16 protein-coding genes and 1 pseudogene are annotated in these 15,819 nt (G+C 45.3%); 6 read left to right on the top strand and 11 right to left on the bottom strand.

The features are described 5' to 3' along the window. The first annotated feature begins 312 nt into the window (after positions 1–312). A complete protein-coding gene (locus ACHUFW_RS02055; protein WP_394200321.1) occupies positions 313–1,695 on the top strand; it encodes a Na+/H+ antiporter NhaC family protein in 1,383 nt (460 codons plus the stop codon). A gap of 228 nt (positions 1,696–1,923) precedes the next feature. Here the strand turns inward: ACHUFW_RS02055 and ACHUFW_RS02060 are convergent, their stop codons facing one another. From ACHUFW_RS02060 to ACHUFW_RS02075, 4 genes are all read right to left on the bottom strand, one after another. Beyond that, a complete protein-coding gene (locus ACHUFW_RS02060) occupies positions 1,924–3,279 on the bottom strand; it encodes a DUF3300 domain-containing protein (protein ID WP_394200322.1) in 1,356 nt (451 codons plus the stop codon). A gap of 76 nt (positions 3,280–3,355) precedes the next feature. Then, entirely contained in the window at positions 3,356–4,843 is a 1,488-nt protein-coding gene (locus ACHUFW_RS02065; protein WP_394200323.1) for an ATP-binding protein, read from the bottom strand. A gap of 2 nt (positions 4,844–4,845) precedes the next feature. Continuing rightward, positions 4,846–5,517, bottom strand: coding sequence for a response regulator transcription factor (locus ACHUFW_RS02070; protein WP_394200324.1), 672 nt, complete (start codon positions 5,515–5,517; stop codon positions 4,846–4,848). A gap of 26 nt (positions 5,518–5,543) precedes the next feature. Then, positions 5,544–5,876 carry a PepSY domain-containing protein gene (locus tag ACHUFW_RS02075; protein ID WP_394200325.1) on the bottom strand — a complete coding sequence of 111 codons (333 nt, stop codon included), beginning with the start codon at positions 5,874–5,876 and terminating at the stop codon, positions 5,544–5,546. Positions 5,877–6,142: 266 nt separating this feature from the next. Between ACHUFW_RS02075 and ACHUFW_RS02080 the strand changes: the two genes are divergently transcribed. From ACHUFW_RS02080 to ACHUFW_RS02095, 4 genes are all read left to right on the top strand, one after another. Then, the gene (locus ACHUFW_RS02080; RefSeq protein ID WP_394200326.1) at positions 6,143–7,039 is read left to right on the top strand and encodes a choice-of-anchor H family protein; all 897 of its coding nucleotides are present in this window, start codon (positions 6,143–6,145) and stop codon (positions 7,037–7,039) included. Between the two features lie 121 nt (positions 7,040–7,160). Then, complete coding sequence (locus ACHUFW_RS02085; protein WP_394200327.1) at positions 7,161–7,610, top strand: hypothetical protein; 450 nt, start codon at positions 7,161–7,163, stop codon at positions 7,608–7,610. Positions 7,611–7,713: 103 nt separating this feature from the next. Beyond that, positions 7,714–8,247: an outer membrane protein gene (locus ACHUFW_RS02090; RefSeq protein WP_394200328.1), complete on the top strand. Its 534-nt coding sequence runs from the start codon at positions 7,714–7,716 to the stop codon at positions 8,245–8,247. A 74-nt stretch (positions 8,248–8,321) separates the two neighbouring features. Continuing rightward, the gene (locus ACHUFW_RS02095) at positions 8,322–9,656 is read left to right on the top strand and encodes an amidohydrolase (protein ID WP_394200329.1); all 1,335 of its coding nucleotides are present in this window, start codon (positions 8,322–8,324) and stop codon (positions 9,654–9,656) included. A 95-nt stretch (positions 9,657–9,751) separates the two neighbouring features. Here the strand turns inward: ACHUFW_RS02095 and ACHUFW_RS02100 are convergent, their stop codons facing one another. From ACHUFW_RS02100 to ACHUFW_RS02130, 7 genes and pseudogenes are all read right to left on the bottom strand, one after another. Next, positions 9,752–10,003: a hypothetical protein gene (locus tag ACHUFW_RS02100; protein WP_394200488.1), complete on the bottom strand. Its 252-nt coding sequence runs from the start codon at positions 10,001–10,003 to the stop codon at positions 9,752–9,754. Positions 10,004–10,133: 130 nt separating this feature from the next. Continuing rightward, positions 10,134–10,790, bottom strand: coding sequence for an NAD(P)H-dependent oxidoreductase (locus ACHUFW_RS02105; RefSeq protein WP_394200330.1), 657 nt, complete (start codon positions 10,788–10,790; stop codon positions 10,134–10,136). Between the two features lie 432 nt (positions 10,791–11,222). Next, entirely contained in the window at positions 11,223–11,540 is a 318-nt protein-coding gene (locus ACHUFW_RS02110; RefSeq protein WP_394200331.1) for a heavy metal-binding domain-containing protein, read from the bottom strand. A gap of 53 nt (positions 11,541–11,593) precedes the next feature. Continuing rightward, positions 11,594–12,031: a hypothetical protein gene (locus ACHUFW_RS02115; RefSeq protein WP_394200332.1), complete on the bottom strand. Its 438-nt coding sequence runs from the start codon at positions 12,029–12,031 to the stop codon at positions 11,594–11,596. A gap of 191 nt (positions 12,032–12,222) precedes the next feature. Continuing rightward, positions 12,223–12,351 carry a hypothetical protein gene (locus ACHUFW_RS02120; protein WP_394200333.1) on the bottom strand — a complete coding sequence of 43 codons (129 nt, stop codon included), beginning with the start codon at positions 12,349–12,351 and terminating at the stop codon, positions 12,223–12,225. Positions 12,352–12,354: 3 nt separating this feature from the next. Then, positions 12,355–12,534: pseudogene (locus ACHUFW_RS02125) on the bottom strand (antibiotic biosynthesis monooxygenase family protein); the annotation flags it as partial. A gap of 381 nt (positions 12,535–12,915) precedes the next feature. Continuing rightward, positions 12,916–13,212 carry a hypothetical protein gene (locus ACHUFW_RS02130; RefSeq protein ID WP_394200334.1) on the bottom strand — a complete coding sequence of 99 codons (297 nt, stop codon included), beginning with the start codon at positions 13,210–13,212 and terminating at the stop codon, positions 12,916–12,918. Between the two features lie 296 nt (positions 13,213–13,508). On the opposite strand from ACHUFW_RS02130, the gene ACHUFW_RS02135 reads away from it, so the two are divergent. Further along, positions 13,509–15,812 carry a penicillin acylase family protein gene (locus tag ACHUFW_RS02135; RefSeq protein WP_394200335.1) on the top strand — a complete coding sequence of 768 codons (2,304 nt, stop codon included), beginning with the start codon at positions 13,509–13,511 and terminating at the stop codon, positions 15,810–15,812. Positions 15,813–15,819 lie beyond the last annotated feature (7 nt).

Consider the following 15,819-nt stretch of genomic DNA (forward strand, 5'->3'; position numbering starts at 1 on the left):
CTTACTAAGCCATGAAACTCGATGCCTTGCACTCTATCCACTGAGATAGAGCAAAAATTAAGCTCGAAAGATAAATAGACCCTAATTATGTTGCTAAGTTAAATTTTTATTGACTCATTGCTAATTCGGTCTTATTTTCTGCTCGATGTTTTTATGCGGGAAATGCTGCAAGGAGTGAGCTGGTTACTCCAGTGAATAACGCAATAAGAAAAGCAGAAATTTGTAAAGGAATTCGTGGTGTTACCCCGGCCTTTATACCTAAGCAAACTTTGAATGTGACGGCATTCATTTGAAGATTAAGGACCTAGTTGCATGTCTGAACCGACAGCGTTAAGTCTTATTCCCCCAGTTGTTGTATTAGTGTTAGCTATTTGGCTGCGTCGACCTATTTTGTCGCTAATTGTGGGGGCGATATCAGGGTTATTGTTGCTTAACCCTATGGAAGTGTTACCTAATTTTGCTGCTATCTCACTGAGTGTGATGGCGGATGAGACCATTGGTTGGTTGATATTGGTGTGTGGTAGTTTCGGTGCGTTAATTGCGCTACTGGTTCGCACCGGTGGCTCGATGGCCTTTGGTCGTCACGCACTTAAGTTTGCCAAAGGTCCACGCTCGTCGTTATTTATGAGTTTTGTGTTGGGTGTCATTATCTTTATTGATGACTACCTAAATGCGTTGACTGTTGGCTCGACCATGCAGCGGGTGACAGATAAGTTCAAAGTCTCCCGAGAGATGCTTGCTTATGTTGTCGACTCCACCGCTGCGCCAATCTGTGTACTGGTGCCTTTATCTACTTGGGCGGTATTTTTTGGCGGCTTGCTGGTGGATAACGGTATCGCGCCAGAAGGGCAAGCGATTGCTGTGTACATGCAAGCGATCCCCTATATGTTGTATGCCTGGTTATCAGTGGCCATGGTGATATTGGTGATTGTTGGCATTGTGCCAGTATTTGGGCCGATGAAAAAAGCTGAGCTTGCGGCTAAACATGGTGAGCCAGCGTTGAAGCAAGTGAATTTAGATGAAGTACAAACATCTGATGAATATGCGGTAAAAGCAGCCGAAGATAGTTTTGAACAGGCGGATAACTCAGGGAAACTACATAACTTCTTTGTTCCAATCTTTCTGTTAGTTGGCTTTACTATCTATTTTGATATTGATATTTGGTATGGCTTACTGGCGACTTTGGCAGTGACGTTACCCTATTACGCGGTGCAACGTTTGATGCCATTGTCAGAGATGATGGAGCAGATGATTGATGGCTTCAAAAGCATGCTACCTGCCATCGGTACGGTCATCGCAGCGTTTATCTTTAAGGATGTGTGCGACAAGTTATTGCTACCACAGTTTGTGATTGAAAGCTTAAGTCCGTATATGACTGCGCAGTTCCTACCTGCAGTGGTGTTTGTGGCTATGGCGGGACTGGCATTTGCTACCGGATCGAGCTGGGGAATTTTTGCGGTATCTATCCCCATTGTGATGCCACTAGCGCATGCGGTTGGCGCTGATACACCTTTGGTCATTGGTGCGTTGTTATCGGCTTCATCATTTGGTAGCCAGGCGTGTTTTTACTCTGACTCGACGGTATTGGCGGCTCAGGGATCTGGCTGTAACTTAGTTAGTCACGCAGTTACTCAGTTACCTTATGCATTGATAGCAGCAGCGATCACCTTTGTTGGGTTTGTCTTGCTCGCCTAAAAAGGGAAGGTAGTGCATGGTGTTAAGTGGCTAAGCCCAGTAAAGCGGTGAATAGTTATGCACATAGTGATGTCTGACTTAGCACAATGAAGTGCGAACCTTTTGCTCAAATAACAGGGCAGTTAGGTTATAGCTAACCTTGCATAGTTTATCGATTAAAAAAACGCAGCCAGTGGCTGCGTTTTTTATTGCACTTGGTTAACTATCTCAGATAGCGCTCCTAGTCGCTTACTGTTTGCCCACTTTTTGGCGACTGCTGCTGTGGCTTGGCGAGCGGGTTACCTGTCTAGAGTTTGTCGGCCTTGCGCTTTTCATCTGACTGCTAGTTGTACGGTTTTTACTGTAACTTGGTGACTGGCCAATGTATTGCCGACTTGAGCTGCTGGCTTTTGGCTGACTAGCACGTTGAGTTTTGCTTGAGTACTTTGACACCTCTCGTGTGGCCTTGTTTTGTGTACTTTTATCACGCGTGGCTTTATTGGTGCCATATTGACGCGTGTTGTGACTCAATGCAGGCTGTTTAACCGCTTTATTGCTAGGTGCGATTTTTGTCTGGTGCTTGTTATTCGCCAGATGTTGCGGTTTAGCCACTTTGTGTTGCTGCATCTTTTGACTGAATGCTTGCTCGCGCTGTTTCGATGTCGATACGTGATTATGCTTAGGGCTCTGTTGCAAACTGGTGTGTTTAACATGCTGATTATTTTTGTAATACCTGCTGGGTTTTGGGCTGTTATAACGCTGTTTAACCACAGGGCTACGATAGGCTACACCACGACGATGTTGTGGCTTGTGGTGCCATCGCTGCGCCCCTTTGCTGGTGACAATGCGACCGTGATGACGGTATCGATGTGACTTTCTGTGGTGGGTGATCACAACATGGTGTTTATGCCAGTGAAAAGCACTGAAGTAAAAGTTAAAGCTGATATAGGTACGACTGTGCCAGTAGAAATAGCCGTGACGGTAATGCACATAATGGCTTGGGTAGTGCCAGTAAATCGGCGGGTAAGCATGCCAGCGCCAATAGCCATAGACAACCCGAGGATCATAGTAAGGTACATAGATCACCTGAGGTTCACTGGGCTCAATGATCACCTGGTTATTGACTTTAGTGACCGTCATATTATCCATTTCTTGTAGGTTACCCGCTTCATCTGCTTGCTTGCGCAAGGTTTGAATGCTGGCCATGACAGCCGCTTCATCTTGCAGAAAAGCATCACCTAAGTCTTGGGTCCAGTTGAGATCTTCGCTGAGACGTTCTAATACGGTTGGAAACGCAAGTAAGGCTGTAACACTTGGGTCCCACTGCTCCGACTCGGACTTTTCTATCAATTGCTCAACCGGTAACTTTGTATGTTTTTTTACAAATCGATCCGCTTCAACCACTTCAAGCGGGTAGGTTGCTGCAATTAAAATATGGGTTAATAGGCTATCTGGATATAGGGCAATAGGCGCTAGCATCTGCGCCATTTCGGCATCACTAAATTGGGCTTTGTCATCATCGTAATTTTCACTGGCAAATGCAAAGCCAACACTCGATAGTAGTAAACATAGGCCGAGTTGCCATTGGCGAATTAACGTTTTCATAAGCGCTCCATTATCACTTAATGGGTTATCTTGCGCTTATAATAACCAAGTGAAAATGAACATAAGCTGACAGTTTTTAGTGGGGGTGGCTTGTTTTTGGAAAATAGAGCGTAAAAGCTGCGCCGCCTAAGCTGGGTGATTGGCCTATGGTGAGTGTTGCGTCGTAACTGTGGCAGATATCTCTAACAATTGCTAAGCCAATGCCATGACCTTGCTCATAGGTATCGGCGCGGATACCGCGCTGTAAAATCTTTTGCCGTGCAGATTCACTAATGCCGTTACCATCATCTTCAACAACTAAAGTTAATCCCTGCTCCTGGTCTACATTAATGCTGAGCATGACCGATTGTTTTGCGGCTTTACAGGCATTGTCCAGTAAATTGCCAAGCACTTCGGTGAGATCGCTATTATCGCCATAAAATAGCACGTCATCAGTGGGGCGCTGCTGGTAGTTGAGCTGCACATGGGGGTAAATTTTGGGCAAATTACGCACCAGCTTGTCGCTGACATCACTGACTTTAATGCCAATATGCCATGCGTTGTTGGCAACGCTTTTAGCGCGCTTTAGCTGATAACTGATAATCTGGTCGATATGATTGACCTGCTCAGCAGAGCTAGCTGATAACCCTTTTTGGCTGCGAATGACCGCTAGAGGGGTTTTTAAACTGTGGGCCAAGTCAGCGAGCGCGTTGCGATAACGGCTGCGCTGTCGTTGTTCTGCCGTCAATAAGGTATTGAGCTGTTTCGCTACGGCGTTGATTTCCGTGGGATATTGGCCGCTGATTTGTTGGGAGTGGCCTTGTTCGACTTCAGTGAGTTCGTGGCGAAACCTTGCTAGCGGACGTAAGGTCCAGGTTAACCAGCTAAGCTGAACGATGAACAATACCGCCATCAATATCAACATCCAGGTCCACAACTGGCGGCTGAATTTTTCTATTTGAAGTTGAAATTCCGCTCGCTCTTTAAGTACATGCAGGGTCACTTTAGCGCTTTCTTTTAAGCTATTTTTCTGAAGAAAACTGACACTTAAGCTATACACTAAAAACGGTTTATCGTTGATGGATATTTGCCGGAAACTGTTTTGACCTATAGCTGGACTAGGTAGCGATGCGGGAGCATTTAGACCACTGTAGGAATTGGATTGCCATAGCAGTTGTTGGTTTGGGTTTAGTGTCACATTTACTGGGCCGCTTAGGGAGTTAGTGGCGTCAATCGGGCTGGAAATCAATGCATATAATCCAGATTGAATCACATTAAATCGGGTTTCGGTGAGTAACTCAGGGACAAACAATGAATGATTGTCGACGTCTGTGACGGCTAATACGGAATACAAGTAGGCGCTGAGTTCGTTCTCTGCTGCCTGACTAACATAGTCACGAAATGCATTATTGAGTGTGACGCCAATGATGGGCAGTAACACTAAAGTCAGTATGAGTGCGCTACCGAGCAAGCGTAACCGCAAAGAGCGAATGCCCAGCTTAGTCAACAGTGCTGGGGCGCTCGCCGCTTGGCCAGCCCCTTTGCTCACTTTTTTGCTTGTTGCTTTGCTCGTAGTTGTGCTCATGACTAATAGGTTCTAAGTCGGTAGCCTTGGCCCCTTAACGTCTCAATGGGCAGGTGTTGATTGTCAGCATCTAGCTTTTTACGTAAGCGGCGAATGAAGACTTCGATAACATTGGAGTCTAAATCAAAGTCTTGATCATAAATATGCTCAATCAGCACCGTTTTAGAAATGACTTCAGCTGGGTGCAACATGAAGTACTCAAATAACTTGTACTCTGAGCCACTGAGTTTAATGGCTTGACCTGCCACCGTGATCTCATGGCTACTGGTGTTTAGCATGTAAGGCCCATGGTTGATTATCGGGCTCGACTTGCCCGCTGAGCGGCGGATTAGTGCTTTAATACGCGCGACTAACTCTTCGGGTTGGAAAGGCTTAGTGAGATAATCATCAGCGCCTGCATCTAAGCCTTCAACTTTGTCCTGCCAGCTGTCGCGAGCGGTTAGAATCAATACTGGGTAATCGATTTGTTGGCTGCGTAAAGTGCGAATTAAGCTGATGCCATCTAACTTGGGTAAACCAACATCAATAATCGCTGCATCATAAGGGTTTTCTTGCGCTTGAAATAACCCGTCTTCACCATCACTGGCAACATCAACGGTGAACTGAGTCTCTTGTAACTGTAACTTGAGGTTTTGTTGTAATTCGATATCGTCTTCAACTAACAAGATACGCATGCCAATGCCTCCTTTGCTGGGGTTCGCTAACGGCTCATCCGACCGGTTCTCGCATCAATATTGACGTAAAATACGCGCCCATCATTATTTAGCAGCTTGACTCTATATCCTGGGTTGCCATTAATTTGGGTTGGCTGAGCATTGAGTACTTTGGCAGCATACTGGCTTTTGGCCATGCTAATCGCTTGATTACGACTTTTCACCACAAGTTGATTAGACCGTGGTGGTTTGGCTTTTTGGTTGGCTGGCGGTTTATTGTTGCCATAAAGACTAATCCCCGCATTTAGTTGGGCGTTGCTCAAGCTTGAATAGCTAAGCAATACACAAACTAAGGTAATGACACTGAGGGATTTTTTCATCTAACTCTTCCAAACATTGGTACTTTACCCAGTGTAAAAGATCCCATAGCAATAGGAAACATCTCACTGCTTAAAAGCCGCTTAACTGCGACTTGTTGCTATGATGGCGCAGGTAAAATGAACATCAGCTGAATGCTGGCCTTTGGTGATAATCTGTTGTTGCTTATAGAGTTTATCTTTTGGCTTGTTACTGTTTTGTTCAGCGTATGTTCATTTAGTATCGCTTTTAATTGATAACAACTTAGTGGTTAAGTTGGAGAATCAATATGAAGCCATTTCAACAGATCAAGGAATCGGTCCTAAGGTCATCTCCCAAATTACAACGCCGTGTGCAATCTGCGCTTTGGCTGGGATGTTGTGTACTGATCATGACGGTCAATAGTGTCGCCGCAGATGAGGCGGCCCCTGTCCATAAAGGTGTATCTTCCGTCGAGTTTAATCAGGCGCATCAATATAGTCAGCAACAAAAACAAGCTGCGCTGCAGAGTCGATTACAGCAGTCAAGTGTCGCGGCGGCGGTAGCGGTTGAATCGATGCCAGAGGCTGAAAAATATCGCTTACATAAGCAAGATATAGTGCAGGGGATGTCGCCTGCTGCGGTTAAAGCGATACGAGCAGATATTGCTGCAAAGCAATCGGTGACCGCAGCTGACATTTTCTCTGCGGATTTACCTATGTATCGAGAGTTTGCGATTTACGATGCCTACAGTCGTATGTTTACCGATAATAATGGTGACGGATATTACCAAACCTTCAGTGTCACTTTTGATGCTGATGTTTATGGTTACTATGTCGGCGAGCGGGCACAAGTGTTTGCAGATTTATACCTAAGCCGTAATGGTGGCCCATGGAAGCTTTATTATACCACTGATATATTTACTATTATTGATGATAATACTGACGATGACTTTGAAGTGTTAAGCACACTACATACTGGTTACCCCACTGACAGTTATGATGTGTTAATCGACCTGTATGAGTTAGGTAATCCCAATATTGTTGCCACCTTTAGCAGTGATGACAGCGACAGTTTGTACGCTTTGCCTTTGCAAAGCAGCGATTATGATGTTGATTATGTTGAAGTGGTGGAAGTCTCCGGCGGCGCATTGGGTGTGGGTGCGTTAGCTTTGTTATTGCTGCTTGGCTATCGCCGCCGAGGTTAACCGGCGCTATTGACTGGTCGCTAGTTACTCTGCAATCGTCTAATTGAAAGCGGCAAATAGCCGCTTTTTTATTATCGCTAAGGTATGATAGTGGCAATCTCGACATAGACTCACCATTATTATGACGCAAGCTAGTGAAATTACTCAGGTCACCTTCAATGGCAATAGCCAAGATACCGCACTGTGGATTTGGGAAAACTTAGTACCAGCGCGCGGTAAAGCACCAAGCCTGCAAGGGGAGGTGTTACGGGTTATTGAGGCTTTGTGTTTTGAGGCGCAATGTAACGGTAATTTAAATTGGGATAGTCAATTTGATGGTTACATTGCTTTTTTGCGCCGCGCCTATTTAACCGATGCTTACCCGATGGCTGCTTTTTTTACTGCTCACGACAAAGATAAAATTAGCCAAGACATTGATAGACTCGCCACATTTATTTTACCTACCCAGCTTGATAGTCGTGTTTATACCGAAGAGCTTCCTTATATCGAAGAGGACCTCTACAACCGACTCATCGCACAGCTGGTTCGCTATTGTCGCTTCGCCCCCGCTCTAGTACCGTTGGTGGAATAAACCGGCTGTTCATCATCCAACTCAATGACATTAAAGGCTTAATATCCGGAAGGTTTTAGTCTACTATGTTGATAGCTTGTTATTAATGTTATGTGAGGGTTTGATGAAACGACCAACTATCAGCGCCGCTGCGGCAACCGCACTTTTGTTGTCAAGCCAGTCAATGGCCGTCAATGTGCCCGATATTAAGGGCTATTATCTTGGTGTTTTAGGCGGCAATGCGCAATTGTCGGCGGGTGATTTCGATGAGTCAGCGATAAGTTATGGTTTATATGGTGGTTATTATTTTAGTAAAAACTTTGCCTTAGAGTCGACTTACATATTAACCGATAATTTTGTTGATGATGGCGATGTGAAAGCAGACCAATTATCTCTGTCGGCAAAGTTTCATCACTATTTTAGCCCGATGTACTCAATGTTTATTAAAGCCGGTATGGCAAAAACTAACGTCAAGAGTACCCCAGATTACGATGGCACAGGCTGGCTATGGGGAGCGGGTTTTAACGTGGCGTTTAGTAATCAAGTGAATGTTCGCCTTGCCTATGAAATGCTGTATACCGATTTAGAAAATAGCGCCAATGAAACCTTAGACAGTGATTTAGGCACAGTCTATTTAGGTGTTCATTACCAGTTCTAAGCTCGCTGTACCGTCAGTGCCCAGCTGCGACGTTGCTGTGGCAAATAGCCACGATAGGTTTATAGGGATATTTCATGAATCATTACCATCAATTTAGTGCACTCGCTTTGGCAATGTTGTTGTCGTTTGGCAGCCAAGCTAAACCAACGCCGCAACAGCTTGAACAAAGTGTGTCTCAATCCTTACCTCAGCTTGAGCAGCTCTACCTCCATTTACATCAACATCCAGAATTGTCTTATCATGAAAAGCAAACCGGCCAGCGAATGGCTGCTGAGCTCAAACGTTTGGGTTTTGATGTGACGGATAATTATGGTGGCTATGGTGTTGTTGGTATTTTCAAAAATGGCGATGGCCCAACCATTATGGTGCGCGCCGACACCGATGGCTTACCGATTACTGAGCAAACGGGTAAGCCTTATGCGTCTACCGTGACCACCAAAGATAAAGACAATAATACCGTTGGGGTGATGCATGGTTGTGGTCATGATATTCACATGACCAGTTTTATTGGCACGGCAGAGCAGCTTGTTAAGCATAAATCAGCGTGGAAAGGCACGCTGATGATGGTGGCTCAACCTGCAGAAGAGGTGGGTGGCGGCGCCAAGGCAATGTTAAAGCAGGGCTTGTTTAGCGAGTTTCCAACGCCCGATCATATTTTAGGATTGCATGTTAGTGCATCGTTACCGGCCGGGCAGGTGGGGATAACGCCTGGCTACGCGCTGGCCAATGTTGATTCAGTGGATATCAGCGTCAAAGGTAAGGGCGGTCATGGGGCATATCCTCACACGACCATCGATCCCGTAGTATTGGCGGCAAGGATTGTGTTGGCACTGCAAACCATTCCCAGCCGTGAGGTATCACCGCTTGCGCCAAATGTGGTGACTGTAGGCTCAATTCATGGTGGTTCGAAGCACAATATTATCTCTAATGAAGTGAAGCTTCAGTTAACATTGCGCTCTTATGATCCTGATGTAAGACTGCAGCAAATTGCAGCTATTAAACGAATCGTTAAAGGGATAGGCATTAGTGTGGGACTCACCGAAGAGCTATTACCGAGTGTCTATGTGCACAGTGATGAGACTATTCCATCGACCTATAACGATCCGCAGCAAACAACTAAAATTAGCGACAGTATTCGTAGTGCCATTGGCAGCGAGAATGTCGTAGAAGCACAACCTGTCATGGCGGGTGAAGACTTTGGTTTATATGGCTTGACGCCTGAAAAGCGTCCAATCACCATATTTTGGCTTGGTGGGGTTGAGCCCGATAAGTATCAACGGGTTATTGAGTCCGGCAAGCAGTTACCATCGCTGCACTCAAGCCAGTTTGCCCCCGATTATCCACTCACCATCAAAACCGGTGTTCGCGCAACAACTGCAAGCGTGATTGATCTGTTTAATGGTAAATGATCTGTGTAATGGTAAATAGTGGCTATTTAGTAGGCGAACATTGGGCTGGTCATTATTTGCTAAGTCGTCGGCAAGGTGTTTAGGGTGGTATCGCACTATTTCATAAACACTTTGCCGCCTATCATTTTAAAAGCGGGTGTACCGCGCACTAAAGTATCACGGGCAAATACCTGTTGGCATTGTGGGCAGGTGCAAGCTTGCTGGGTATGATCGGTGACTATACGTTCTTTGAAGCACTTAACCAGCGCACCTTTCCCCCCTTTGCGATATTTATACAGCAGTGCTTTGCAGTTAGCACAAAAAATGTCGACAGTGCGGGTTGGGCCTTTTTTATTGGGTTTTGCCATTAATGACAGTAGATAGCAAATGGTTGTCACAGTTTACTGATATTCGACACTGCGACAACCGTTAATTGAATCAGCGTATAACGCTGCCTGCTCGAGCGAGACTATGACTGGAGTTTAACAAACTTACCGATTATAAGACCTGTAACACTTCATCCATTGCTAAGCGAGATTTAGGTAGACTGGCGTTATAGTCTTCCGTGCTGTGGTGATAGCCCATCGCTAAAGCCACTTCACACACATAACCGTCAAGCTCGTCTTTGAATATTTCACCTATCATCTCACTATCAACGCCTTCCATGGTGGTAGAGTCAATACCTAATCGTGCTAGCACATGCAGGGTATTGCCTAGTGCTAAATAGGTTTGTGACTTGGTCCATGTTGAGGTGTCGCCACTTTCATCAGTATTTAATTCTGCAAAGGCAAACCCTGCAAATGCTTGCTCGCGATCTTCTGGCTTGGTACGGCCATCAATGATGCCTTTATCGACCACTTTGGCATAATCATCACGAGTATACTTAGGGTTGTAAGCAAATAGCATGATATGAGATGCCGATTTGGCGTGAGGCTGGTTAAATTGGAACTTGTTGGCGAAAGTATCGTGAAAGCGTTGTTTCGCTGCATCTGATTCAATGACAATGAATTTCCATGGCTGTGAATTGATTGATGAGGCTGACAGTCTGGTGGCTTCATAGATCACCGCCATATCTTCAGCAGAAATGCGCTTGCTTGCATCGTAACGTTTAGCGGTATAACGATTTTCAAGATCGGAAATAATTGCATGAGTCATAATTCATCTATCCTGTCAGTGGTAGCCTAGCTAAAGACTAGGCCAAACAATGTATGTGGCCATACTAATCGCATTTATGGGGGAAAAACACCACGCTTGGTTTGAATGATTATCAAAAATGATTTGTGAATCACAAAGTGATTTATCATTTTGAAGAGATGATATAAATATCAGCATAAACGCAATACACGGGTATTTGTGCTTACGCAAGATAAACGATAGCAAGTCGATGTCATGTATTGATAGAGTCGGTTATTCCCCTTTGCTGCTTTGGCGCTTTTGGCTAACTCGTAGATAAGCCCAACGCCAAAAGCAGCATTATCAATCCACAAACTGCTGCAAAAATCATCTTGAAAGATCAACACGCCCTACTGAGTGATCAAACTGCCAAGAGCCATATTGCCTCAGAGCCTAGCGCTCAGCGCTTTGGGGTTACGGCTTTAGGGTAACTGCGGTGCCAAATACCATTATTTCCGACGAGCCATCCATTATTGCGCTGGTGGTAAAACGAATACCCACCACGGCATCGGCGCCTTTTTCATTGGCGTTTTCAATCAAGCGCTGTATCGCGGTATCTCGTGCCTCAGTCATCATTTCGGTATAGCCTCGCAACTCTCCGCCGACGATGCCTTTCAAACCGGCCATGATGTCACGACCAATATGTTTTGACTGCACGACATTGCCCATGACAACGCCGACAATTTGCGCTATCTCTCTTCCCGGAATCGTGTCTGTCGTTGAATAAATCATATTACCTCCATCTTAAGGGTAAATAGGAACGCGTCAGTGAGTGTTAATCTGCACTATGAGGATAACTGGCGCCAATTTTGATAAGTGCCTATGGCGTAGCATAATCCGATGACAATACAGATACTCGAACTGACTAGCCAAAACGTTAAACTATTATCAGGAAACATCGGCATAATGGCGACAAAGCCAAATCCACGCAGCAGATATATTAATGATATGGTGATTAAGCCCAGTTTTAACAAGGGCAGTTTTACAATGACTCTACTGCCAGATAATCCATACATCGACCAGATTAACAGCACCAACACGATGACACTTGTAACAATGCTAGGGTACCAAAGGCCTTGCTCGGCCATTTGAGCCATCTGTTCACCAGCACCGAAAAACCGATACCATGTAGCACCAAAAACGATGCAGCCAAGGTGAGCGAGAGCGGCAATGGCGCTAAAAATTGCACCGAGGATTAATAAGATATTGCGATCTGAATTCATCATTTTTCCCTAAATGTTGGCTCGATATTAAGCTTGAGCAAATTCCCTTAACTTATACAAAGTCGCTAACTAGCATCCAGTACCTTGATAAATGTTGACTATCCCTTGCTGTTACTGTGTAACCCTATTTTACGACTATGCTGGACAGCTACAGCTTTGTATTACATGGTCAATATCAAGCGGTGCGCTGCTTAACCGTGGACAGTTACGCTATCAGCAGGTGCTTGGTCGCGTTTATCCATGCCATAATCTCGTATCACACTGGCAACCCTTAGTCGGTATTGTGCAAATACGCCATCACGTCCTTTGGATTGTGCCAATCGATGTGCTTCAATTTGTCGCCACTTCGCAATCGCTTGTTCATCACGCCAAAAGGACAGTGATAATACTTTGCGATTATCGCTAAGGCTTTGGAAACGCTCAATGGAAATAAATCCGTCAACTTCGGCAAGCAGTGGTTTGATCTCGTTGGCAATATCAAGGGCGTGTTGATCTTTCGCGATTAAATTTTGTTCGAGATAAAAGCGTTTTAATCACGACGAGTGGTTTGCCGCCTAGCATGCTAAGCAAAATACCGCTCAACAAAGAGTAAAATGCTTTTAGCCGAACCCTTCGGGCAGCGTTTGCGGCTTATTTCTACGTCGTTATCGGCTTATCAAGTAGCGGGCTACATATCAAAGCCTCTGCCTTGTATAAAAGAACCCGCAAACTGCTGCAAAAATAACCTCGAAGGATCAACACGCCCTATAATACTCAGCTGTCTTTCCATCTGCGACTTGTACTTCAAATATGACTGCAATCATAGATTACCTTAGATTTTTAACGTTAATTAGATAAAGGAACAGGTTAGTCTGCTGAGGGGGTAACCCTCAAAGCGCTATATTTTAACGAGTTTTCGGCAAAAAGAACTCGACTTTGCCGCAACGATTGCAGGCATACATATCTAGTGGCTGTTTATCGACAAATAGTTCCGCTAGGTTACCAAGTGCTCCCCAGCGCGCGCCTTCATGAAATGATTTTTCGCCAAGTTGAGTCAGCGGTATATCACAGCGTAGGCAGTTAAGTTTGGTCGGTGCTGCGTCGATTGGGGCGGTTTGACCTTGTTCACAACCGCAATTCCAGCATACTTCAAAACTGTTTTCTTCTATCTTGGTATGACAGTGTTGGCAGATCCAAGCCATTCAAGCTCCTTAATTTAATTTAGCGGCAATGAGTGACTCAGGAAAAGAGATGAGCGGTTTTCTCATATTTGCGGTATTGCCGATGAGTGAGTTCGCCAATCTACGACATTTTAATGGGGGATTGCCAATATTTATGATTAAACATACTTAATATCGGCTCAATATGCTCAGCTAGGGTTGCGCTTTAAAGTTTGCGAGGTTTCAACCGTTAGAGCATTAAATCTAAACTTGGCTGTTAACATCTTAATAACTTGTCGTTATAGTGGGCAGTCACGCATAAAAGAAATAGTTACACTATGAAAATAATAAAGAAGTTGTTGATAGCAACCTTAGTCATGGCTTTTATGGCTGCCATCGCTGTGTATGCCGGTTTATCATCTAGCCTACCTAAACTCAATGGCACAGTTACAACCGATAAGGTTTCAAAGCCAGTCAATTTACAACGCGATAGTTTAGGTACTGCGGTAATTAACGCAGCAAACCGCAACGATGCGGCTTATGCCTTAGGTTATGCCCACGGCCAAGATCGATTCTTTCAGATGGATTTGTTACGCCGTAATGCTGCAGGTGAGTTAGCTGAAATTTTTGGCCCAGCGGCAATAAAATTAGATGAGCGCCAACGTTTTCATCAGTTTAGGCAGCGAGCAGAGATGATTGTGGCCAATATGAGTGTTGCTGATAAGCAACTATTGCAAGACTATGCCGCAGGTGTCAATGAATCGCTTGCCGCTCAAAGTTTGCGCTCGTTTGAATATCTCCTCACCCAAAGTAAGCCTGAACCATGGCGCAGTGCTGACAGCTTGTTAGTGATTTTTAGCATGTACCTAGATTTACAATCTGGTACGGTGAAACGGGATCTCACCCTGACTCAGGTAGCCCGTTACTTTGGCGATGATATGTTGGCATTTGTCAATCAAAACAGTCGCTATCAGGCCGCGATTGATGGCAGTGAATTAGCAACTCCTGAGGTCGATGTACCTGCGCTCAATTCCCCAAAAGTCGCGATGCATCAGGTTGACAACATTCTTGAACCCGTTGAAGTCGGTAGTAATAACTGGGCAGTAACGGGTGATGTCACCCAAACTGGTCATGCTATGTTATCCGATGATATGCACTTGTCATTTGCGGTGCCGATTATCTGGTATCGCGCTCAGCTAAATTATCAAGATTCTCATGGAGAGCCTGTTCAAGTCACTGGCGTGTCGTTGCCTGGGGCGCCAGCCATCGTTGTCGGCAGCAATAATCATGTTGCTTGGGGCTTCACCAATGCCTATATCGACACCGCTGACTGGATTGAACTGGCGACTGACGAGCCAACCCAAGTTGAAAACGAAGTCATTAAACTCCCCAAGGGTGAGCATCAATATGAGCTTGAACTGAGCCGATTTGGCCCGGTTAAACGCATTGATGGTAAAGCTTATGCGCTGGCTTGGGTTGCTCATCAACCCTATGCTGTGGATATGCAGCTAATGGGATTAGAAACGGTGAAAACGGTCAGTGAAGGGCTTGAAAAGGCGAAGCATTTTGGTATTCCAGTGCAGAATCTACTGATTGTTGACAACCAAGGAAGCGCAGCATGGCAGCCAACAGGTGCGGTGCCTTCTCGAACCCATATCAGCGATATTGCGCAATCGCCGCAAGATTATCAAAGTGATCTTTGGCAGCAAGATGAGTCGCAACTGCCAGTGATCCACAATCCATCAACCCACCGCTTATGGAGTGCAAATTCACGGGTGATGTCAGCCGATGAGCACCAACGTTTCGGTGATGGTGGTTACGCACTAGGCGCCAGAGCAGAGCAGGTTAGAGATAACTTGTTTGCTCATGAGCAGTTTGATGAGCGGTTATTCTTTGCCATGCAGTTCGATAATACTGCACACTTTTTGACCCCATGGCATGAATACTTGGTGAAGGTGTTGTCACAAAACCCGCAAGAGTTTGCTCAAGACTTGCAAGCGTTGGCACAGTGGCAACAGTGTGCCTGCAGTGATTCAGTGGGCTATACCTTGGTTCGCCATTTTAGAGATCAGCTGATTGATGCCACTTTCGCGCCGCTGGAAGCGGGATTGAAAAAGCAATCGCTCAGTTTATCAGTGATAAAACGTAATCTTGAAACGCCAATGTGGCAGCTTATTAAGCAGCAACCTCAAGATTGGTTAGCAGCAGATTATGCATCATGGCAAGACTTCAGCGTAGCGGCTTATCGACAGGCAAAGCAAGAGTTACAACAGCAGTATGATCCACAAGTTAGCGGCGATATGAATTTGTTGCGTTGGGGATTAGTGAATAAATTAACCGTGCAGCATCCATTTTCTAAACAGATGCCCATGCTGAGTCAGCTGCTGGATATGCCAAGTGTGGAGGGTTTTGGTGACAGTTATATGCCAGCAGTTCAGCGTAATAGTTTCGGCGCGTCACAGCGATTTGTGGTGCAACCTGGCCGTGAATCTCAGGGGATAATGGCGATTCCTGGTGGTCAGTCAGGGCATCCATTGTCTGAGTTTTACCGAGCGGGCTTTGATGAGTATGGCACGCACCAGCCGACGCCATTGTTACCTAGCGATCCGGTTGCCAGCTTAGTGATTCAACCTAGTGAGTAATAAAAAA

This window comes from Shewanella waksmanii (assembly GCF_043643685.1).
GTDB classification, from domain to species: domain Bacteria; phylum Pseudomonadota; class Gammaproteobacteria; order Enterobacterales; family Shewanellaceae; genus Shewanella; species Shewanella waksmanii_A.